The sequence below is a fragment of the Pseudonocardia sp. genome, from assembly GCF_035305885.1.
Classification (GTDB): Bacteria; Actinomycetota; Actinomycetes; order Mycobacteriales; family Pseudonocardiaceae; genus Pseudonocardia.
Window position 1 is genome coordinate 15334 of sequence record NZ_DATGOP010000148.1, and the last position, 19707, is coordinate 35040.

General features: G+C 73.6%; 20 protein-coding genes. 17 read left to right on the forward strand and 3 right to left on the reverse strand.

The window, feature by feature from the left end; genetic code table 11:
* The first annotated feature begins 159 nt into the window (after window positions 1-159).
* Genes VKZ81_RS32995 through VKZ81_RS33020 form a run of 6 tightly spaced genes read left to right on the forward strand, consistent with a single transcriptional unit; the run spans window position 160 to window position 5989 of the window.
* Window positions 160-1044: a DUF6282 family protein gene (locus VKZ81_RS32995; RefSeq protein WP_324245669.1), complete on the forward strand. Its 885-nt coding sequence runs from the start codon at window positions 160-162 to the stop codon at window positions 1042-1044.
* The gene (locus tag VKZ81_RS33000; RefSeq protein ID WP_324245670.1) at window positions 1044-1949 is read left to right on the forward strand and encodes a cupin domain-containing protein; all 906 of its coding nucleotides are present in this window, start codon (window positions 1044-1046) and stop codon (window positions 1947-1949) included. Before VKZ81_RS32995 ends, VKZ81_RS33000 begins: the two co-directional genes overlap by 1 nt.
* A complete protein-coding gene (locus VKZ81_RS33005; RefSeq protein WP_324245671.1) occupies window positions 1946-2689 on the forward strand; it encodes an HpcH/HpaI aldolase family protein in 744 nt (247 codons plus the stop codon). The genes VKZ81_RS33000 and VKZ81_RS33005 overlap by 4 nt, the downstream gene beginning before the upstream one ends.
* Before the next feature lie 29 nt (window positions 2690-2718).
* Complete coding sequence (locus tag VKZ81_RS33010; RefSeq protein ID WP_324245672.1) at window positions 2719-4074, forward strand: MFS transporter; 1356 nt, start codon at window positions 2719-2721, stop codon at window positions 4072-4074.
* Entirely contained in the window at window positions 4071-5084 is a 1014-nt protein-coding gene (locus VKZ81_RS33015; RefSeq protein ID WP_324245673.1) for a cyclase family protein, read from the forward strand. Before VKZ81_RS33010 ends, VKZ81_RS33015 begins: the two co-directional genes overlap by 4 nt.
* Entirely contained in the window at window positions 5084-5989 is a 906-nt protein-coding gene (locus VKZ81_RS33020) for an LLM class flavin-dependent oxidoreductase (protein WP_324245674.1), read from the forward strand. The genes VKZ81_RS33015 and VKZ81_RS33020 overlap by 1 nt, the downstream gene beginning before the upstream one ends.
* A 42-nt stretch (window positions 5990-6031) precedes the next feature.
* Here the strand turns inward: VKZ81_RS33020 and VKZ81_RS33025 are convergent, their stop codons facing one another.
* Window positions 6032-7663 carry an AMP-binding protein gene (locus VKZ81_RS33025; protein ID WP_324245675.1) on the reverse strand — a complete coding sequence of 544 codons (1632 nt, stop codon included), beginning with the start codon at window positions 7661-7663 and terminating at the stop codon, window positions 6032-6034.
* A 93-nt stretch (window positions 7664-7756) separates the two neighbouring features.
* Between VKZ81_RS33025 and VKZ81_RS33030 the strand changes: the two genes are divergently transcribed.
* A complete protein-coding gene (locus tag VKZ81_RS33030; protein ID WP_324245676.1) occupies window positions 7757-8758 on the forward strand; it encodes a DUF2332 domain-containing protein in 1002 nt (333 codons plus the stop codon).
* A gap of 3 nt (window positions 8759-8761) precedes the next feature.
* Here the strand turns inward: VKZ81_RS33030 and VKZ81_RS33035 are convergent, their stop codons facing one another.
* Window positions 8762-9364, reverse strand: coding sequence for a TetR-type transcription factor C-terminal domain-containing protein (locus VKZ81_RS33035; RefSeq protein WP_324245677.1), 603 nt, complete (start codon window positions 9362-9364; stop codon window positions 8762-8764).
* 129 nt (window positions 9365-9493) lie between these two features.
* Between VKZ81_RS33035 and VKZ81_RS33040 the strand changes: the two genes are divergently transcribed.
* The 9 genes from VKZ81_RS33040 to VKZ81_RS33080 all read left to right on the forward strand — a co-directional run bounded on the left by VKZ81_RS33040 (window position 9494) and on the right by VKZ81_RS33080 (window position 19051).
* Entirely contained in the window at window positions 9494-10711 is a 1218-nt protein-coding gene (locus VKZ81_RS33040) for an acetyl-CoA C-acetyltransferase (protein ID WP_324245678.1), read from the forward strand.
* Window positions 10708-11463, forward strand: coding sequence for an SDR family oxidoreductase (locus VKZ81_RS33045; RefSeq protein WP_324245679.1), 756 nt, complete (start codon window positions 10708-10710; stop codon window positions 11461-11463). Before VKZ81_RS33040 ends, VKZ81_RS33045 begins: the two co-directional genes overlap by 4 nt.
* A 34-nt stretch (window positions 11464-11497) precedes the next feature.
* A complete protein-coding gene (gene fabG / locus VKZ81_RS33050) occupies window positions 11498-12250 on the forward strand; it encodes a 3-oxoacyl-ACP reductase FabG (RefSeq protein ID WP_324245680.1) in 753 nt (250 codons plus the stop codon).
* Window positions 12247-13254 (forward strand): phosphotransferase family protein, encoded by a 1008-nt coding sequence (locus tag VKZ81_RS33055; protein ID WP_414709539.1) that lies wholly within the window; start codon window positions 12247-12249, stop codon window positions 13252-13254. The genes fabG and VKZ81_RS33055 overlap by 4 nt, the downstream gene beginning before the upstream one ends.
* Complete coding sequence (locus VKZ81_RS33060) at window positions 13254-14486, forward strand: acyl-CoA dehydrogenase family protein (protein ID WP_324245681.1); 1233 nt, start codon at window positions 13254-13256, stop codon at window positions 14484-14486. The genes VKZ81_RS33055 and VKZ81_RS33060 overlap by 1 nt, the downstream gene beginning before the upstream one ends.
* Window positions 14483-15673, forward strand: a complete 1191-nt coding sequence (locus tag VKZ81_RS33065; RefSeq protein ID WP_324245682.1) for an acyl-CoA dehydrogenase family protein — start codon at window positions 14483-14485, stop codon at window positions 15671-15673. The genes VKZ81_RS33060 and VKZ81_RS33065 overlap by 4 nt, the downstream gene beginning before the upstream one ends.
* Window positions 15670-16779, forward strand: a complete 1110-nt coding sequence (locus tag VKZ81_RS33070) for an acyl-CoA dehydrogenase family protein (protein ID WP_324245683.1) — start codon at window positions 15670-15672, stop codon at window positions 16777-16779. The genes VKZ81_RS33065 and VKZ81_RS33070 overlap by 4 nt, the downstream gene beginning before the upstream one ends.
* A gap of 483 nt (window positions 16780-17262) precedes the next feature.
* Complete coding sequence (locus VKZ81_RS33075; protein ID WP_324245684.1) at window positions 17263-17598, forward strand: alpha/beta fold hydrolase family protein; 336 nt, start codon at window positions 17263-17265, stop codon at window positions 17596-17598.
* Between the two features lie 115 nt (window positions 17599-17713).
* Entirely contained in the window at window positions 17714-19051 is a 1338-nt protein-coding gene (locus VKZ81_RS33080) for a right-handed parallel beta-helix repeat-containing protein (RefSeq protein ID WP_324245685.1), read from the forward strand.
* A 4-nt stretch (window positions 19052-19055) separates the two neighbouring features.
* On the opposite strand, the gene VKZ81_RS33085 is transcribed toward VKZ81_RS33080, so the two are convergent.
* Window positions 19056-19220 (reverse strand): hypothetical protein, encoded by a 165-nt coding sequence (locus VKZ81_RS33085; protein WP_324245686.1) that lies wholly within the window; start codon window positions 19218-19220, stop codon window positions 19056-19058.
* Between VKZ81_RS33085 and VKZ81_RS33090 the strand changes: the two genes are divergently transcribed.
* Window positions 19213-19707, forward strand: a complete 495-nt coding sequence (locus VKZ81_RS33090; RefSeq protein ID WP_324245687.1) for a nitroreductase family deazaflavin-dependent oxidoreductase — start codon at window positions 19213-19215, stop codon at window positions 19705-19707. The genes VKZ81_RS33085 and VKZ81_RS33090 overlap by 8 nt on opposite strands.

The window sequence follows — 19707 nt, forward strand, 5'->3', positions numbered from 1 at the left end:
CGCATTCCGGTCGCTTAACGGTGCAGATAGTCCACTATGAGGTCGATTCTGGGGGCACCTTACGGCATCCGAGTGGATCTTTGCATCGCTATGTGGTTATTGCGTTCGCATCTCGATACAACATGTCCCGCCACAGCAGCGAGACGAGGAGCCCACCCCGTGACCGCGATCACCGACATCCTCTGGGGATCCGTCGATCTCCACGTGCACTCCGGGCCGAGCCCGTTCCCCCGCCGCTTCACCCACGCCGAGGCCGCCCGCGACGCGGGTGAACGGCTGGGGATGCGGGGGATCCTGTGCAAGTCGCACCACCACAACACCGTGATGGACCTCCTGTCGATGAAGGACGAGCTCGCCGGGTCGAGCTGTCGCGCCTTCGGCGGGATCGCGATGAACAACCAGGTCGGCGGGGTGAACCCCTACGCCGTCGAGATGTCGCTGCGGATGGGCGGTAGGGCGGTCTGGCTGCCGACCTTCTCCTCGGGCCGGCACATCGACTGCCACCCCGAAGGCGTCGGCTTCCCCAGCGCGACGGTCGAGCTGCGCAACGTCGAGGTGTCGATCCGCAAGGAGGACGGGAGCCTGCTCGACGAGCTGCACGAGGTCCTCGACCTGGTCGCCGAGAGCGGCGCGCTGCTCTCCGGCGGGCACATGGACCCCGACAGCATCGAGGAGGTCTTCACCGAGGCGAAGGCGCGCGGCGTCCGCAGGATGGTCGTCAGCCACCCGAACTACGTCATCGGGGCGGAACCGGAGCAGGCCCGCCGGCTCGTGGCGCTCGGGTCGTACGTCGAGCACGAGGTGTCCATGTACGACCCGAAGGGCACGAAGAAGTGGGACCCGCAGATCCTCAAGGACTGGATCGACGCGCTCGGCCCGGAACACACCGTGCTGGCGTCCGACCTCGGGCAGGCCAACCGGGAGCTGCCCGTCGACGCGTTCCTCCGGGTGGGCGAGATCCTGCTCGACCTCGGCGTCGACGAGAAGGACCTCCAGCGCATGACCCGGGACAACCCGGCCTTCCTGCTCGGGCTGGAGGACTGATGGCCTTCGCGTCGACCGATCCGCGCTCGCAGCTCGCCACCGCCGACCGGCCGACGGGCGACGAGGGCATCGCCGCCCCGGAGTTCGCGGACTTCACCACCACCGCACCGACCGAGGTGAGCGACCTCGGCTCGCGCACCTGGTACGTACGGGCGCAGAACGTCGTGCTCGCCTACACCGAGGCGGTCGCGGGCGAGGTCCTCCCCCGCACCGGCGACCCCGACGAGTACGTGGTGCTGCTGCCGCACGAGACCTCCGCCGTCCGCGCGCGTGCGGGCGGCGCGGAGGTGGAGCTCTCCGGCCAGGGTCTGATCGTCGTGCCGCCGGGGGACAGCGAGGTCGTGGCGGTGGGCGCCACGCACCTGGTGCGGCTGTTCCGGCCGGACGCCCCCGGGGTGGCGGAGCGCGCCGTCAACGCCGCGTCGTACGCCGAGCCGCACCCGCGGGTGGCGGTCGCGGACCGCTGGCCCGCCCCGGTGGACGGCGACCGGCTGCGCGTCTACCCGGTCGGCGGGATCGAGCGCGCCCCGGACCGCTTCGGGCGGATCTTCCGGACCCGTTCGTTCATGGTCAACTTCCTCTACCCGCACCACGGCCCGCGCGATCCGGAGAAGCTGTCGCCCCACCACCACGACGACTTCGAGCAGGTCTCGCTGGCGGTGCGCGGCGAGTTCACCCACCACATCCGCACGCCGTGGACGACCGCCCGCTCCCGCTGGCGCGAGGACGTCCACGAGACCCTCCCCAGCCCCTCGGTCGCGGTGATCCCCCCGCCGACGGTGCACACCAGCGAAGCCGTGGGTGCCGGGCTCAACCAGCTGGTCGACATCTTCGCGCCCCCGCGGCGCGACTTCTCGGCCAAGCCAGGCTGGGTGCTCAACGCCGACGAGTACCCCGCGCCGTGAGCGACGTGCTGCCGGCGCAGGCGCTCGGGACGTGGGTGAAGCTGAGCTCGCCGACCACCGTCGAGATCATGGCGCACGCCGGCTTCGACTTCGTGGTGGTCGACCTCGAACACACCCTGCTCGACCTCGGCACCGCCCAGACGATGATCTCGTTGGCGCGCGCGTCCGGCCTGGCGCCGCTGGTGCGCGTGCCCGACCACGCCGCCTCGACGATCCAGCGGGTGCTCGACGCGGGCGCAGCGGGCGTCCTCGTCCCGCACGTGGACACCGCGGAGCAGGCCGATGCCCTGGCCCGCGCCTGCCGGTTCCCGCCCCACGGCACCCGCGGGGCGGGATCCACCGGCCACGCGGGGCGGTGGGGTCGGCTGCCCCGCGCGGATTACGTGCGCTACGGCAACGAGCAGGTGCTCTGCATCCCCCAGCTGGAGAGCGCCCAGGCGGTCCGGGAGGCCCGAGCGATCGCGGCCGTCCCGGGCGTCGACGCCGTGTTCCTCGGCGCCGCCGACCTCGCGATGGACGTCGGCCGCAGCGACGTGTCCGACCTGCTCGCCGCCGCGCGGGCCGCCGCAGGGGACGCAGGCGTCCCGGTCGGCTCCGCGGCCGGCTCCCCCTCGGCGGCGAGCGCGGCCCTCGACGCGGGCGACGCCTTCGTCATCTGCACCAACGACGCATCGATGCTGGCCGCCGCGGCAGCCGACACCGTCGCCGCGATCCGCCGCGGGTCCACGGCCACCTCCTAGCCCTTCCCCGAGCAGACTGGAGTTCCTCCATGAGTGCCTCCCCGACGACGACGTCGTGGAATCAGCAGCGTCGAACCCTGATCCCCGCGACGGTCGTCGGCACCATCCTCGAGTGGTACGACATGTTCGTCTACGCGCAGGCGGCCTCGCTGATCTTCGCGACGATCTTCTTCCCCTCGTTCTCCGGTACCGCGGGGACGCTGGCCGCCCTCGCGACCTTCGGCGCCGGCTACATCGCCCGCCCGCTGGGTGCGATCGTGTTCGGCCACATCGGCGACAGGTTCGGCCGCAAGACCGCCCTGAGCCTCACCCTGATCATGATGGGCGTGTGCAGCACGCTGATCGGCTTGCTGCCGACCTACGAGTCCGTGGGGATCCTCGCCCCGGTCCTGCTCGTCGCGCTCCGGCTGCTGCAGGGCCTCGGTTCCGGCGCCGAGTTCGCGGGCTCGTTCGTGATGGTCGCGGAGTTCGCCCCGGCCAACCGGCGCGGGTACTGGGCCTCCCTGCCCGGCACCGGCGTCTACGGGGGCATCACGCTGGCGACGACGGTCGGCCTGACCGTGTTCCAGCTGCCGGACGAGCAGCTCTACAGCTGGGGCTGGCGGCTGCCCTTCCTGATCAGCTTCGTGCTCGTCGTCATCGGCCTCGTCATGCGGTTGCGGCTGTCGGAATCACCGGTCTTCAAAGAGCTCCGGGCCCGCCGGGAATCGCACAGCATCCCGTTCTTCGTCATATTCCGGAAGTCTCCGAAGACGCTGGTGCTCGCGATCCTGCTCACCGCGCCGATCGCTTTCAACGCCCACGTCAGCTCCACGTACTCGCTCACGTTCGGCGTCGAGCAGGGGGTGAGCCGCACCGGTGTGCTCCTCGGCTCGCTGCTGGGCGCGATCGCCGCGTTCCTCCTCACCCCGGTCGCGGGGCGGCTGTCGGACCGGTACGGGCGCCGCCCGATCTACATGGTCATGACGGCGCTCGGCGCCGTGGGCAGCTTCCCGTACTTCATGCTGATCCTGGCCGGCACCGACGTCTCCTTCTGGGCCGCCCACGTGCTGATCATGGCGCCGTTCACCCAGGCGCTGACCGGGGCGCAGGCCGCGTTCCTCACCGAGCTCTTCGAGCCCCGGCACCGCTACACGGGCGTGGCGCTCTCCCGCGAGCTCAGCACCGCGCTGCTCGCCTCGATCGCCCCCGTCACCGCCCTCGGCCTGATCACCGCGGCGGGCGGGAGGCCGTGGCTGCTGGCGGCGTTCATGTCGGTGCTCAGCCTGGCCGCGTTCGCCGCCGCCTACTTCCTCCCCGAGACCAGGGGCAAGGACATGCTGGCCGACGCCCCCGACCGGCCCGGTACGCCCGCCCCGCCAACGACCCGAGGAATGGTGCCGTGACGATTCCGACGACGATCCCGAAGACGATCCCGACCTACGACGAGCTGCTCGCCCGCACCGACGCACCCGCGGGTTCGGCGTGGGGCCTGTGGGGCGCCGACGACCAACTCGGCACCCTGAACTTGCTCACCCCCGACCGCGTGGTGCGCGCCGCGGGGCTGGTCCGCACCGGACGGCGGTTCAACCTGGACCACCCGGTGAACGCCTTCGAGCCCTACCCCTCGGGGACCCGTCGGCCCGCCCAGCACCACACGTTCGCGAACAACCCCTACCACCGCGACGACTGGGTGGACTCGTTCTACATGCAGTCGTCCTCCCAGATCGACTCCCTGCGCCACATCGGGCACCCCGAGCACGGCTTCTACGGCGGCCGGACGAAGGAGGAGATCAACGACTCCAGCGACGTCCTGGGCATCCAGAACTACGCGCGAGCCGGCATCGCGGGGCGCGGGGTCCTCCTCGACGTCGACCGGTACCTCGCCGCGCAGGGCCGGCCGTTGCAGCTCAACGACCCGACGGCCTTCGACGCCGACCTGCTCGACGCCGTCGTCGAAGCGCAGGGCGTCGCGCTCGAAGAGGGGGACCTGCTGCTGATCCGCACCGGATGGGCCGGGCGGTACCTCGCGCTGACCCCGCAGGAGCGCACCGAGCTCAACGCCGCCCGCTCCACCCCGGGCCTCGCCCAGACCGAAGCGGTGGTGCGGTGGCTCTGGGACCACCGGGTCGCGATGGTCGCCGCGGACAACACCGGCGTCGAACGGTTCCCCCCGCAGGACTCCGACTTCTTCGTCGACGGGCTCCCCCGGCCGGAACGCGGCCCCGACCACAACGGCATGATCCACCGTCCGCTCATCGCCCTGCTCGGCATGGCGATGGGCGAGCTGTGGGCCCTCGACGAGCTGGCCGCGGACTGCGCCGCGGACGGGCGCTACGAGTTCCTGCTCACCGCGTCCCCGCTCAACCTCGCAGGCGGCGCCGGCTCGCCGAGCAACGCGATCGCGATCAAGTGATGCGCGTCGGACTGGCCCTGGATCTCGGGAGCGACCCGGCAGCGGGACCCGTCGCCCGCCAGGTGCGGACGGCGGAGCCGCTGCTGCGAGCCGCCGAGGCGGCCGGGTTCGACTCGGTCTGGCTCGGGGAGAGCTACCACCCGGAACCGGAACCGTTCCACCTGCCGTCGCCGCTGCTGGTCCTCGCCCACCTGGCCGCCCGCACCACGCTCGGGCTCGGGACCGGGGTGCTGCTGGCCCGCGCGCACCACCCGGACCGCCTGGCCGTGGAGGCCGCGCTGCTCGACCAGCTCAGCGACGGCCGGCTCACGCTGGGGGTCGGTCTCGGCGGCGACGCGCTGCGCGGCGCGCTCGGCGGCCCCGACCTGCCCGGCGGCCGCGTGCTGGACGGGTTGCTGGTCCGGCTCCGGGAGCTGTGGCGGCGCCCTGCGGTCGTTCCGGGGCCGCACCGACCGGGCGGCCCGCCGGTGCTGGTCGGCGGGCGCGGCCAGGCCGCCATCCGGCGCGCGGTCGAGCTCGGCGACGGCTGGTACGGCGCGACGAACCACTCGGACCGGCTGGTGGCGGCGCAGGCCGCGGCGTACCGGGCCGCGGGTGGCGCGGGCGACGTCGCGGTGAACCGGCTCTGCATCGTCGGGCCCGATGCCGGGCCGGCCGATCGGTACCTCGATCGGGTCGTGGGCTACTACCGCAGCCGGGGAGCGTGGGACATCGGCCGCGCCGACGGCGACCCCGAGCCGCTCCTCGTCGGCGGCGTCGACGCGGTGCGCGACGGGCTGGAGCGCCTGCGCGACGCGGGCGTCACCCAGGTCCAGCTCCGCGTCGCCCCGCTCGGCGTCCCCGGAGAGGTCGCGCTGCGGACGGTCGACGCGATCGGCGAACACGTCCTCCCCGCCTTCGCCTGACCCCGGACGGTGGCCGCCGGCGGGCCCGTCGGCGAGCGGGCCTCACGCGGTGGGCCGACCGCCGCGCTGCCGCAGCAGGAAGCGCTGGATCTTGCCGCTGGGGGTCTTGGGCAGCTCGGAGACGAAGTGGATCCGGCGCGGGTAGGCGTGCGCGGCGAGCCGGGTCTTCACCAGCTGCTGCAGCTCGGCGGCGAGCTCGTCGCCGGTCTCGGTGCCCGGCCGGGTGACGACGTGGGCGACGACGACCTCCCCGCGCAGCTCGTCCGGCTCCCCGACCACCGCCGCCTCGGCCACCGCGGGGTGCTGCACCAGCACGCTCTCGACCTCGAACGGCCCGATCCGGTACCCGGCCATGAGGATCACGTCGTCGTCGCGGGAGCCGAACGTGAGGTAGCCGTCGGCGTCCTTGGTGGCGACGTCGCCGGTGTAGTACCAGCGCCGGTCGGGGCTGAACCGCTCCGCGGTGCGTTCGGGGGCGTCGCGGTAGCCGGTGAACGACATCAGCGGGCTCGCCGGCACGTCGACGGCCACCCGCCCCTGCTCGCCGGTGGGCACGACCTCGTCGGAGTCCGCGGCGAGCACCTCGACCCGCCACCCGGGCAGCGGGCGGCCCATCGAGCCGGGCTTGATGGCGGCCACCAGGTCGGGGTGCCAGGCGTTGGCGACGACCATCCCGGTCTCGGTCTGGCCGTAGTGGTCGCGCACCGGCACGCCCAGCGCGCGCTCGGCCCAGGTCACGACGTCGGGGGTGAGCGGCTCGCCCGCCGAGGAACAGCGGCGCAGCCGCAGGTCGCCCGGTACCGGCAGGCCGCTGTTGCGCAGCGCGCGGTACACGGTCGGGCCGGCCGCGAAGTTGGTGACCCCGAAGCGCGACAGCACGTTCCAGGTCAGCTCCGGTGAGAACCCGGCGCGCAGCAGCAGGCTGCGCCTGCCGGTGGCGAGCGGGCCGACGACCGCGTAGTACAGCCCGTACGCCCAGCCCGGGTCGGCCGCGTTCCAGAACACGTCGTCGTCGGTGTGGTACAGGCCGAGCTCCTGGTAGGCGTGCATGCCCGCGAGCCCCCGCAGCGGCACGGGCACGCCCTTCGGGGTACCGGTGGTGCCGGAGGTGAACAGCTCGATCAGCGTGCCGTCGCCGCCGACCGGCACCGGGTCCGGCGCCGGGGCGTCGGTGGCGAGCAGGTCGGCGAACCCGACGTCCCCGCCCGCGGGCACGCCCGTGGTGACCACCCGCCACTCCCGCTCTACGGGCATGTCGGGGCCGGGTTCGAGCTTGGGGCGCTGGTCCGGGTCGGCGATCACGACCTTCGTGCCGTTGCCGGTGACCCGCAGCGCGATCGCCGCGGGGGCGAACGCGGTGAACAGCGGCACGTGCGCCGCGCCGAGGCGCCAGATGCCCATCAGCGCGGTCACGAGCTCCACCGACTTGCCCATGAGCGTCGCGACGCGGTCGCCCTTCCCCACCCCGAGCGCGGCCAGGCCCGCGGCGACCCGGCCGGACGCCTCGTCGAGCTCGCCGAACGTCACGTCGCGGCTCGACAGGTCGGCCTCGACCACGGTGAACGCCACCGCGTCCCGCGGGTGCCTGCGGCACAGCAGCTCGGCGGCCACCGCGTCGGGTCGGTCGTACTGCTTCACCAGCTGGTCCACCAGCTCGGTCACGCTCGTGCTCACCGGTCCGCCCCTCCGTTCCGTCGGATCGCCGTCGATCGCTCGTCAGGGAGTGCCGCCCAGCGTCCCACGAACCCGGCGCGGATCATCGGTGGCATGGCGGTCCCGAGCGCTCGCGGCGTGACTGCTCGCGACGACGTGCGGAGCAGGTTCGAGCGGTTCGCGGCGGTCGAGGCCCGCGGATCCTCACCCGCCTACGAAGCCCTCGCCCTCGCCGTGAGCCGCGACGACGCCGCGCTCGACCTGCTCGCCGAGCTGCCGGCGGCGAAACGGCAGCCGAACCTGCTCTTCGGCGTGCTGCGGTGGCACGGCGTCCCGGTCGACGACCCTCCGGCCGCCCTCGCCTGGGTGCGGCGCAACCGCACCACCGTGCTCGACGAGGTGAACGCCCGTCGCACCCAGACCAACGAGGTCGGGCGGTGCGCCCTCCTGCTGCCGGCGCTCGCCCGGGTCGAGCCCGAGCCCCTCGCCCTCGTCGAGGTGGGCGCGAGCGCGGGGCTCTGCCTCCTGTTCGACGCGTGGCGCTACCGCTACACCGGTCCCGGTCGCGACCACGTCGTCGGGCGGCGTTCCGTCACGGGGCCCGTGCTCGAGTGCGCGGTCGAGGGGGACGTCCCCCTCCCCGAACGCGTACCGGAGATCGCGTGGCGCGTCGGCCTCGACCTGAACCCCCTCGACCCGGCTCGTCCGGAGGTGCGGCGCTGGCTCGAGTGCCTCGTGTGGCCCGAGCACCGCGAGCGTGCCCGCATCCTGCGCGCGGCCCTCGCCGTGGCCTGCCGCACCGGCGTGCGGGTCGAAGCGGGCGACCTCGTCGACGACCTGCCGGACCTCCTCCGCCGCGTCCCCCGCGGGCTCACCCCGGTCGTGCTGCACAGCGCCGCGCTGGTCTACCTCGACGAGGCCAGGCGCAGGACGTTCGTCGAGCTGGTGGGCGAGCTCGGCGCTCTCCGGATCGGCCTCGAAGCGGCGCACGTGCTGCCCGGCGTGTCGGATCGGCTTCCGGCGGGTGCCGACGCCTCCGGCCGCTTCGTCCTCACCCTCGACGACGACCCGCTCGCCCTCGCCGACCCCCACGGCGGGCGCCTCACCTGGCTGTGACGGTCAGGCCGGCGGGGCGCCCACCATCCGCAGCGCCATCTCGGCGTACCGCTCGCCGATGTCCTCCGGCGACCAGCGCCCCTCCTCGCGGTACCAGCGGGCGATGTCGATGCCCAGCGAGAGCAGGGCGGTGCAGGCCATGCTCGGGTCCGGGACGGTGAAGACGCCCGCCGCCACGCCCCGCTCGATGAGCGCGCGCAGCTCGGCCTCGATCCGGCGGCGCAGCTCGCGGATCTCGGCGAAGTGCTCCGGGGTGAGGGCGGCGAGCTCGTAGTTCACGATCCGCGCGCTGGTGTGGCCGCGCGCGTGGTGCACGGCGAAGTCGTGGATCACCCGGCGCAGCGCGACGGCCGGGTCGTCGGAGGAGCCGATCGCGTCCTGCACCAGCCGCAGGGTGGCCTCGTGCCCCGCCCGGGAGATCAGGTAGAGCAGCTCCTCCTTCGACCTGTGGTGCACGTAGAGCGCGGCCGGGCTCATCCCGGCGGCCGCCGCGACGTCGCGCGTGGTGGTCCCGTGGAAACCCTTTGCCGCGAACGCGGCGATCGCCGCGTCGAGCAGACGGGCGCGGGTGGCGTCGGCGCGGGTGAGCCCGGACGTGTTGGTCATCGCCGGCCGATTATCCGCGCATGCGGCGGGTGTCGTGCCTCACGGACACCGACGGGGGTTGACGGGCACCCCCGCGGTACCGCAGGCTCCGAATTAAGCAAGCGCTTAGTTAGCAGCTGAGGAGTCCGGATGCCCGAGGCCGTCATCGTCGCCGCCGCCCGATCGCCGATCGGCCGGGCGAACAAGGGATCGCTCAAGGACGTGCGGCCGGACGACCTGGCCGTCCAGATGGTGCAGGCGGCCCTGGCTCAGGTGCCCCAGCTCGACCCGGCCGAGATCGACGACCTGATGCTGGGCTGCGCGCAGCCCGCGGGCGAGTCCGGCTTCAACATGGCCCGGGTGGTCGCGGTGCTGGCCGGGCTCGACACCGTCCCCGGGACGACGGTCAACCGGTACTGCTCGTCGAGCCTGCAGACCACGCGGATGGCGCTGCACGCGATCAAGGCGGGCGAGGGCGACGTGTTCGTCTCCGCGGGCGTCGAGACGGTCAGCCGGTACGGCAAGGGCAACGCCGACGGGCTGCCCGACACCGCCAACCCGGTGTTCGCCGAGGCGAAGGCCCGCACGGAGGCGCTCGCCGCGGGCGACGGGACGTGGGTGGACCCGCGCACCGAGGGCCGCCTCCCCGACGTCTACGTCGCGATGGGGCAGACCGCCGAGAACGTCGCCCAGCACATGGGCGTGACCCGCGAGGAGCAGGACGCGTTCGGGGTCCGCTCGCAGAACCGCGCCGAGAAGGCCATCGCCGACGGCTTCTGGGCCCGCGACATCACGCCGGTGACGCTGCCCGACGGCTCCGTCGTCGACGCCGACGACGGCCCGCGCCCCGGCGTCACGATGGAGGCCGTCGCGGCGCTGAAGCCGGTCTTCCGCCCGAACGGCACGGTGACCGCGGGCAACTGCTGCCCGCTCAACGACGGCGCCGCCGCGCTGGTGGTCATGTCCGACGCGAAGGCCGAGCGGCTGGGCGTCACGCCGCTCGCCCGGATCGTCAGCACCGGGGTGAGCGCCCTCTCCCCCGAGATCATGGGCCTCGGCCCGGTCGAGGCGTCCCGGCAGGCCCTCGCCCGGGCCGGCCTCACCATCGACGACATCGACCTCGTGGAGATCAACGAGGCGTTCGCCGCGCAGGTCATCCCGTCGGCCAGGCAGCTGGGCGTCGACCCGGAGAAGCTGAACGTCAACGGCGGCGCGATCGCCGTGGGTCACCCGTTCGGGATGACCGGCGCCCGGATCACCACGACGCTGATCCACTCGCTGCAGTTCCACGACAAGCGGTACGGGCTGGAGACGATGTGCGTCGGCGGCGGCCAGGGCATGGCGATGGTGCTGGAGCGGCTGTCGTGAGCCCGCGGTTCGCGGGCCGGACCGCGATCGTGACCGGGGCGAGCCGCGGGATCGGGCTCGCCATCGCGCAGCGCCTGGTCGACGGCGGCGCGCGCGTCGTCATCACCGGCCGCGACGCCGGGGCGCTCGACGCCGCCGTGGCGCAGCTCGGCGGCCCGGAGCACGCGCTCGGCGTCCCCGGCCGGGCCGACGACACCGACCACCAGGCCGAGACCGTCCGGCGGGCGGTCGAGGCGTTCGGCGGGGCGGACCTGCTGGTCAACAACACCGGCATCAACCCGGTGTACGGCCCGATGATCGAGCTGGACCTCGGGGCCGCCCGCAAGATCTTCGAGGTCAACTGCCTCGCCGCGCTCTCGTGGACCCAGCACGTGCACCGCGCGTGGATGGGCGAGCACGGCGGCGCGATCGTCAACGTGTCCTCGATCGCCGGCACCCGGCCAGCCCCGGGGATCGGCTTCTACGGCGCGAGCAAGGCGATGCTCACCCACATCACCCAGGAGCTCGCGGTCGAGCTGGCCCCGGATGTCCGGGTCAACGCCGTCGCCCCCGCCGTGGTGAAGACGAGGTTCGCCACCAAGCTCTACGAGGGCCGCGAGGACGAGGTGGCCGCCGCCTACCCGCTGAAGCGGCTCGGCGTCCCCACCGACGTCGCCGGCCCGGTGGCGTTCCTGCTCTCCCCCGACGCCGGCTGGATCACCGGCCAGCTCCTGGTCGTCGACGGCGGCGTGACCCTGACCGGCGCCGCCTGATGTCCCACCCGAAACCCACCGAGGAGACCACCGCATGACCACCCGCACCGCCATCGTCACCGGCGCCGCCCGCGGAATCGGGGCAGGGGTCGCGAAGCGGCTCGCCGCCGACGGTTTCGCCGTCGCCGTGCTCGACCTGGACGAGGCCGCAGGCAGGCGCGTCGTCGAGGCGATCGAACGCGAGGGAGGGCGCGCGCTCGCCGTCGGCGCCGACGTCGGCGACGAGTCCGCGGTGCAGGCGGCCGTGGCCCGGGTGGCCAACGGGCTGGGCGAGCCGTCGGTGCTGGTCAACAACGCCGGGATCATCCGGGACAACCTGCTGTTCAAGATGACCGTCGACGACTGGGACGCCGTGATGTCGGTGCACCTGCGCGGTGCGTTCCTGGTGTCGCGCGCCGTGCAGCAGTACATGGTCAAGGCCGGCTGGGGCCGGATCGTGAACCTGTCGAGCACCTCGGCGCTGGGCAACCGCGGCCAGGCCAACTACTCGGCGGCCAAGGCCGGGCTGCAGGGCTTCACCAAGACCCTCGCCATCGAGCTGGGCAAGTTCGGCGTCACGGTGAACGCGATCGCGCCCGGGTTCATCGAGACCGACATGACCGCCGCCACCGCGGAGCGGATCGGCGTGCCGTTCGAGGAGTTCACCAAGCGCGCCGCCGAGCAGATCCCGGTGGCCCGCACCGGCCGCCCCGAGGACATCGCGCACGCGGTGTCGTTCTTCGTGAGCGAGGGGGCCGGGTTCGTCTCCGGCCAGGTCCTCTACGTCGCGGGCGGGCCGACGGCGTGACGTCGCCGCCGGGCCTCGACCTGGAGCGGCTCACGGCCTGGTGGGCCACGGCTCCGCTGCCGGAACCGGGCGGGCCGCTGTCGGCCGAGCTCGTCGCGGGCGGCAAGTCGAACCTGACCTACGTCGTCACCGATGGGACCGCGAGCTGGGTCGTGCGCCGCCCTCCGCTGGGGCACGTGCTCGCCACCGCGCACGACATGGCGCGCGAGTACCGGGTGATCTCCGCGCTGCGCGACACCGCCGTGCCGGTGCCGGCGACGTACGCGCTGTGCCGTGACGAGGACGTGCTCGGCGCCCCGTTCTACGTGATGGAGCGGGTCGAGGGCAGGCCCTACCGGTGGGCCGCCGAGCTCGCCCCGCTCGGGCCGCGGCGCACGCGGACCATCGCCGAGGGCCTGGTCGACACCCTCGCCGCCCTGCACGCGGTCGATCCCGCCGCCGTCGGACTGGCCGACTTCGGGCGCCCGCGCGGCTACCTGGAGCGGCAGGTCCGCCGGTGGAAGAAGCAGCTGGACGCCTCGCGCAGCCGCGATCTCCCCGCCGCGGACGAGCTGCACGCCCTGCTCGCCGCCGACGTCCCGGCCGAGACGGCGGCGAGCATCGTGCACGGCGACTTCCGGCTGGACAACGTCCTGGTCGACGCGTCCGACACCGTGACCGCCGTGCTCGACTGGGAGATGGCGACGCTGGGCGACCCGCTCGCCGACCTGGCGCTGCTGCTGATCTACCACCGGGCGGGCGAGGCGATCACCGACGTCGCCGCGGCGCCCGGGTTCCCGTCCGAGGACGAGATCGTCGCCCGCTACACCGCGCACGGCGGGCGCGAGGTGTCGCGGTTCGGCTTCCACCTCGGGCTCGCGGCGTTCAAGCTGGCCGTCATCTCCGAGGGCATCCACTACCGGCACCTGCACGGCCAGACCGTCGGCCCGGGCTTCGAGCGGGTCGGCGACACCGTCCACGCCGTGCTCGACATCGGGCTCACCGCAGTGAAGGAGTACCGCTGATGGACTTCGCCTTCGACCCGCACACCGAACAGCTGCGGGCTCGCCTGCTGGACTTCATGGAGAGCCACGTGCACCCGGCCGAGCCGGTGTACCACGAGCAGCTCGACGCGCTCGACGACCCGTGGGCGTGGGACTCGGTGCCCGTGCTCGCCGAGCTGCGCGCCGAGGCCCGCCGCCGCGGGCTGTGGAACCTGTTCCTCCCGGGCGAGCACGGCGCGGGGCTGACCAACCTGCAGTACGCCCCGCTCGCCGAGATCACCGGCCGCAGCCCCCTCGCGCCGCCCGCGCTGAACTGCTCCGCCCCGGACACCGGGAACATGGAGGTCCTGTCGCTGTTCGGCACGGAGGCGCAGCGCAAGCAGTGGCTGGAGCCGCTGCTCGAGGGCGAGATCCGCTCGTCGTTCGCGATGACCGAGCCCGCGGTGGCCTCGTCGGACGCCACCAACATCTCCACCCGCATCGAGCGGGACGGGGACCACTACGTCATCAACGGCCGCAAGTGGTGGATCACCGGGGCGATGAACCCCAACGCCCGGATCTTCATCGTGATGGGCAAGACCGACCCCACCGCCGACCGGCACCGCCAGCAGTCGATGATCCTCGTGCCGCGCGACACGCCCGGCGTGGAGGTCGTGCGCGGCATGGAGGTGTTCGGCTACGACGACCGCGACCACGGCGGCCACGCCGAACTGGTCTTCACCGACGTGCGGGTGCCCGCCGAGAACCTGATCGGCAACGAGGGCGACGGCTTCGCCATCGCGCAGGCCCGCCTCGGCCCGGGGCGGATCCACCACTGCATGCGCTCCATCGGCGTGGCCGAGCGGGCGATCGAGCTGATGTGCGCCCGCGCCGAGGAGCGGGTCGCGTTCGGCAAGCCGCTCGCCGACCAGGGCGTGATCCGCGACTGGATCGCCGAGGCCAGGGTGCGGGTCGAGCAGCTGCGGCTCCTGGTGCTCAAGACCGCGTGGCTGATGGACACCGTCGGCAACAAGGGCGCCCACACCGAGATCCAGGCCATCAAGATCGCCACCCCGGCCACGGTGCAGTGGATCCTGGACAAGGCCATCCAGGTGCACGGCGCGGGCGGGCTGTCCCAGGACTTCCCGCTCGCCCGCGCGTACGCGAGCATCCGCACCCTGCGGTTCGCCGACGGGCCCGACGAGACCCACAAGAACGCGCTGGCCCGCGCCGAGCTGCGCCGCCAGGCCCGCAAGCGCGAGGAGACGCGATGAGCGACCCGATCACCCGCGACGAGCTGCGCCGCCGCGTCGAGCGGTTCCTCGCCGAGCACGACCCCGCGACCACCGAGCGGCTCGCGTTCCTGCGCGCCCGCTACGACGCCGGCCTGGCCTGGGTGCACTTCCCCGAGGGCCACGGCGGGCTCGGCCTGCCGCAGGCCTGGCAGCCCGAGGTGGACGCGGTGTTCGCCGCGGCGGGGGCGCCCGACAACAACCCGCAGTCCAACGTCATCGGGCTGGGCATGGCGGCGCCCACGATCCTCGCGTTCGGCACCGAGGAGCAGAAGCGGCGGTTCCTGCGGCCGCTGTGGACCGGGGAGGAGATCTGGTGCCAGCTGTTCAGCGAGCCCGGCGCCGGCTCCGACCTCGCCGCGCTCGCCACCCGCGCGGTGCGCGACGGCGACGAGTGGGTGGTCAACGGGCAGAAGGTGTGGACCTCCAGCGCGCACCTCGCCCGGTTCGCCATCCTGGTCGCCCGCACCGACCCGGAGGTGCCCAAGCACCGCGGCCTGACCTACTTCGTGTGCGACATGACCGACCCCGGGGTGGAGGTCCGGCCGCTGCGGCAGATCACCGGCGAGGCCGAGTTCAACGAGGTGTTCCTCACCGACGTGCGCATCCCCGACGCCCACCGGGTCGGCGAGGTCGGCCAGGGCTGGACGGTGGCGACCGCGACCCTGAACACCGAGCGCGTGGCCATCGGCGGCCGCCCCACACCGCGGGAGGGCGGCATGATCGGCGTGGTCGCGCGGACCTGGCGGGAGCGCCCCGAGCGGCGCACCCCGGAGCTGCACGACCGCCTGCTGCGGCTGTGGGTCGACGCGGAGGTCGCCCGGCTCACCGGGACGCGGCTGCGGCAGAAGCTCGCCCGGGGGCGGCCCGGCCCGGAAGGGGCGGCGATGAAGCTGACCTTCGCCCGGATCAACCAGCAGCTGTCCGGGCTCGAGCTGGAGCTGCTGGGCGAGGAGGGGCTGCGCTACTCGGACTGGACCATGGTCCGGCCCGAGCGGGTCGACTTCACCGGCCGCGACGCCGGCTACCGGTACCTGCGCTCGAAGGGCAACTCCATCGAGGGCGGCACCTCGGAGATCCTGCGCAACATCGTCGCCGAGCGCGTCCTCGGCCTCCCGCCCGAGCCCCGCGTCGACAAGGACGTCCCCTGGAAGGACCTGGCGAAATGAGCGAGCTGGACCTGCTCTACACCGACGTCGAGGACGACCTGCGGGCCTCGGTGCGCGACCTGCTCGCCGACCGCTGCGACCCGAGCTCGGTGATCGCCCTCTACGACGGCGACCGAGCGCTGGTGGCGCCGCTGTGGAAGGCGCTGGCCACCGACCTCGGCCTCGCCGGGCTGCTCGTGCCCGAGGAGCACGGGGGCGCCGGCGCGTCGGCCCGGGAGGCCGCCGTCGTGCTGGAGGAGCTGGGGGCCACCGCGGCGCCGGTGCCGTTCCTCACCAGCGCGGTCGTCGCCACCACGGTGCTCACCACCGACGTGCTCACCGGCACCGGCGGCGACCTGCTCGCCGAGCTCGGCGCCGGGCAGCGGACCGCCGCCCTGGCCGTGCCGCTGTCCACCACACCGTACGGCGCGATCCCCGCGGTCCGCGCCGCCGACGGCCGGCTCACCGGCACCGTCACCAGCGTCGCAGGCGCGCTGGAGGCCGACGTCCTGCTCGTGCCCGTCGACACCGGGGACGGGCTCGCGCTGCACGCCGTCACCGCCGCGGAGACCACCCGGGAGCCGGTGGTGTCGCTCGACATGACCCGGCAGCTGGCCGACGTCCGCCTGGACGGGGTCACCGGCACGCCGGTGGTCGCGCGCGCCGAGGCCGCGATCCGCCGCGGGCTGCTGGCCGGCGCCGCCCTGCTCGCCTCCGAACAGCTCGGCGTGGCGCGCTGGTGCCTCGACGAGACCGTCGCGTACCTGAAGCAGCGCAAGCAGTTCGGCCGCGTCGTCGGCGGGTTCCAGGCCCTCAAGCACCGCCTCGCCGACCTCGCGACCGGGGTGGACGGGGCGAACGCGGCCGCCCGCCACGCCGCCGCCGCGCTGGCGGCGGGCGAACCCGACCTCGAGGTCGCGACCGCGGTCGCGCAGGCCTTCTGCAGCGACCTCGCCGTGACCGCGGCCGAGGAGGCCCTGCAGCTGCACGGCGGCATCGGCATGACCTGGGAGCACCCGGTGCACCTGTACCTCAAGCGCGCGAAGGCCGACCAGATCGCGTTCGGCACGGCCGGCGCCCACCGGGCACGGCTGGGTGAGCTCGTCGACCTGCCGCCGGCGCCGTGACGTCCCCGGTCGGCCGCCGCGGTGGTGGTTCCCTCGCCCGGAGCGTCTGGTGGACGGCGCGCATGGTGACCCCGGAGCCCGTGCGGGTCGGCGGCCCCGCCGGGCCGGTCCCAGGCGGGGCCGGACGGGTGGGCCCGCGTGCGGAGCCGGGCGGGCGGTCCACGTCGGGCTAGTGCATCCGGGCCCTGCCTTCCGGACCGGCCCGGGCCGGGCTGTGTGCTCCCTCGCGGGGAGGGGACGGCCCGTCGCTGGTCCCGGTCCACGGCGCGGCGGCCGACCACGACCGCCGCGCCCGGTGCTGCCGCTCGTCGACCCGCACCGCGACGGTCCACGCCGTCGACCGGCGCGGCGCCGGCGGCGACGCGGACGGCTACCCGATCGACCGCGAGTTCGCCGACGCCGCGGCGGTGTCGGACGCGGTCGCGGACGACATCGCGGCCCGGTCGACCTGTTCGGCCGCCGGTGCGGTTCGCCGCCCTCACCGTGCCGACGCTGCTGCTGGTCGACCTGGAGAGCGCGCCGTCGCTGAAGCCGTCGACCGACGCCGTCGCGGCCGCCGTGCCCGGCGCCCGGATGGTGGTCCTCGCCGGGCAGGCGCACAACGCCATGGACGCCGACCCGGGCCGGCTCGTCGCCGAGGTCCTCGGCTTCGTGCGCGGCGGCGCCGTGACCGCCGAGGCCGGCCAGGGGGTGGTGCGTGCGGCGCCGCCGGCGATTCGTCAGGTGATCGTCAGGTTCCCCCGAGCGGCGCCCCGACGGCCCCGCGGATCGCCTCCTCCGCGTCGCCGTGGACGAATTCGCCCAGTTCAGGCCGGATGAGCCCGACCGGGGGGCGGGATCCGCATCGCTCCCGACGGGGGCCCGGACGCGCGCTGTGGGCAACTAGCGTGCCCGTCGGCTCCACCGCAGCACGACCCCTCGGAGGAAGCTCTCGTTGGCAGACACGTCGTCCGCGACCCGCCGCCTGCTCGCCCGGTGCGTGATCGCGGGGATGCTCGCCGTCCTCGCCGCCGCGTGCACGACACCGCCGGATCCGCTGCCGCGCCTGGACGTGCCGGCCCACCGACCGGCCGACCCGGTCAGGCCGTGCGTGCGGGACAACACCCCGCCGCCGGATCCCGCGCCGGAGCCGGGTGACGCGGAGGTCCGGTTCGACCGCGCCAGCAACACGATCACGGTGGCCCGCGGGGAGGACGTCACGATCCCGACGCTCGGCGACGAGGTGCCCGCTTCGGCGCTGCGCGACCTCGGGAACGGCGAGTGGCTGCTCGAGGCCAACATCACCGTGCTCACCGACGCATCCCTGCGCATCTCCGCCCCCGACGTGCGCTGGCTCAAGATGGCGAGCGGCGACGGCGCGTTCGTCGCGATCACGGCCCTCGGCGGCGGGATCACCGTCGAGGGGGTGTGCATCACCTCCTGGGACGAGGCGAACGGGCGGGTCGACGAGAACCACACCGACCGCCGCAGCTACGTGCTGGCCCGCGACGGCGCGACGATGACGATCCGCGATTCGGAGATCCGCTACCTCGGATCGGGCGACGTCGAGGCGTACGGGCTCGCGTGGCGGACCGAGGGAACGACCGGGAGCATCACCGACAGCGTCGTGTCGAACCTCTACTTCGGTCTCTACTCGCACGAGGTCGACGGCCTGCAGGTGATCGACAACGAGTTCCACGACAACGTCCTCTACGGCGTCGACCCGCACACCGGCTCACGCAACATGACGATCGAGGGCAACCGGGTGCACCACAACGGCAAGCACGGGATCATCCTCGCCGAGGACTGCGTGGACAGCGTGGTGCGCGACAACGTCGTCTACGCCAACGAGCACCACGGCATCGTGATGTACCTCCGGTCGGACAACAACGTCATCGAGGGCAACGAGACGTTCGACAACGCCGCCCAGGGGATCAACATCAACGAGTCGAACGGCAACACGATCCGCGGCAACAAGGTCTACGACAACGCCGAGTCCGGCATCACCATCACCCAGACCGGGCGCGACAACGTCGTGGCGGACAACGAGGTGCGCGGCAACGGCAAGGATGGTGTCCGGCTGGTCAGCGAGTCCGTGGGGACCGCGGTGCGCGGCAACACGATCGGCCGGAACGAGCGGTACGGGATCTACATCGACACCGAGGGCGCGTTCGACATCTCGAAGAACACCATCTTCGGCAACCGCATCGGGATCACCGCCCGCGGCCACGAGCTCGAGGAAGGCGACAACGAGGTGTTCGACAACGGCCAGGGTGCCGTGCTGACCCGGTGACGGGTCACTTCCAGCCGGCGAGCGCCACGGTCGCACCGTCGCGGCGCACCTCGACCGGGCCGAGCAGCCCCACCTCGAGCCGCGCGGCCATCCGCCCATCGTGCGGGGCGACGGTCGGCGGGGAACCCCGTAACGTCCGTTCCGACGAACGGAGGCCGATGGTGGGCACGAAGCAGTCCCCGTCCCGACTCACCACCGCGGTCGGGGTGCGGATCCTGCGCACCCGCGCGCTCGTGCGCGCCCCGATCTGGGTCTACCGCGCCCGCCTCGGGTTCCTGTTCGGGTCGCGGCTGCTGATGCTCGAACACACCGGGCGGGCGACCGGCATCCCGCGGCAGGTCGTGCTGGAGGTGATCGACCACCCCGACCCGGACACCTACGTGGTGGCGTCCGGGTTCGGGCGGCGCGCCCAGTGGTTCCGCAACGTCCGGGCGAACCCCCGCGTCCGCGTCCAGGTCCGCGGTCGCGGGCCGCGGCCGGCGACCGCGCGGGTGCTCGGGCCCGGGGAGGCCGGGCGCGTGCTCGCGGCCTACCGCCGCAGGCACCCGCGGGCGTGGGACCGGTTCCGGCCTGTCCTCGAGGAGACGCTGGGCGAGCACATCGGCGAGACGGACCCGGTGCTGCCGATGGTCGAGCTGCGCCTCGACCCGGCCTGA

Coding starts and splice junctions, on each gene's coding strand:
- VKZ81_RS33000 (WP_324245670.1), top strand. CDS start 1,044: ATGGCCTTCGCGTCGACCGATCCGCGCTCGCAGCTCGCCACCGCCGAC.
- VKZ81_RS33010 (WP_324245672.1), top strand. CDS start 2,719: ATGAGTGCCTCCCCGACGACGACGTCGTGGAATCAGCAGCGTCGAACC.
- VKZ81_RS33020 (WP_324245674.1), top strand. CDS start 5,084: ATGCGCGTCGGACTGGCCCTGGATCTCGGGAGCGACCCGGCAGCGGGA.
- VKZ81_RS33030 (WP_324245676.1), top strand. CDS start 7,757: ATGGCGGTCCCGAGCGCTCGCGGCGTGACTGCTCGCGACGACGTGCGG.
- VKZ81_RS33035 (WP_324245677.1), bottom strand. CDS start 9,364: ATGACCAACACGTCCGGGCTCACCCGCGCCGACGCCACCCGCGCCCGT.
- VKZ81_RS33040 (WP_324245678.1), top strand. CDS start 9,494: ATGCCCGAGGCCGTCATCGTCGCCGCCGCCCGATCGCCGATCGGCCGG.
- fabG (WP_324245680.1), top strand. CDS start 11,498: ATGACCACCCGCACCGCCATCGTCACCGGCGCCGCCCGCGGAATCGGG.
- VKZ81_RS33060 (WP_324245681.1), top strand. CDS start 13,254: ATGGACTTCGCCTTCGACCCGCACACCGAACAGCTGCGGGCTCGCCTG.
- VKZ81_RS33065 (WP_324245682.1), top strand. CDS start 14,483: ATGAGCGACCCGATCACCCGCGACGAGCTGCGCCGCCGCGTCGAGCGG.
- VKZ81_RS33070 (WP_324245683.1), top strand. CDS start 15,670: ATGAGCGAGCTGGACCTGCTCTACACCGACGTCGAGGACGACCTGCGG.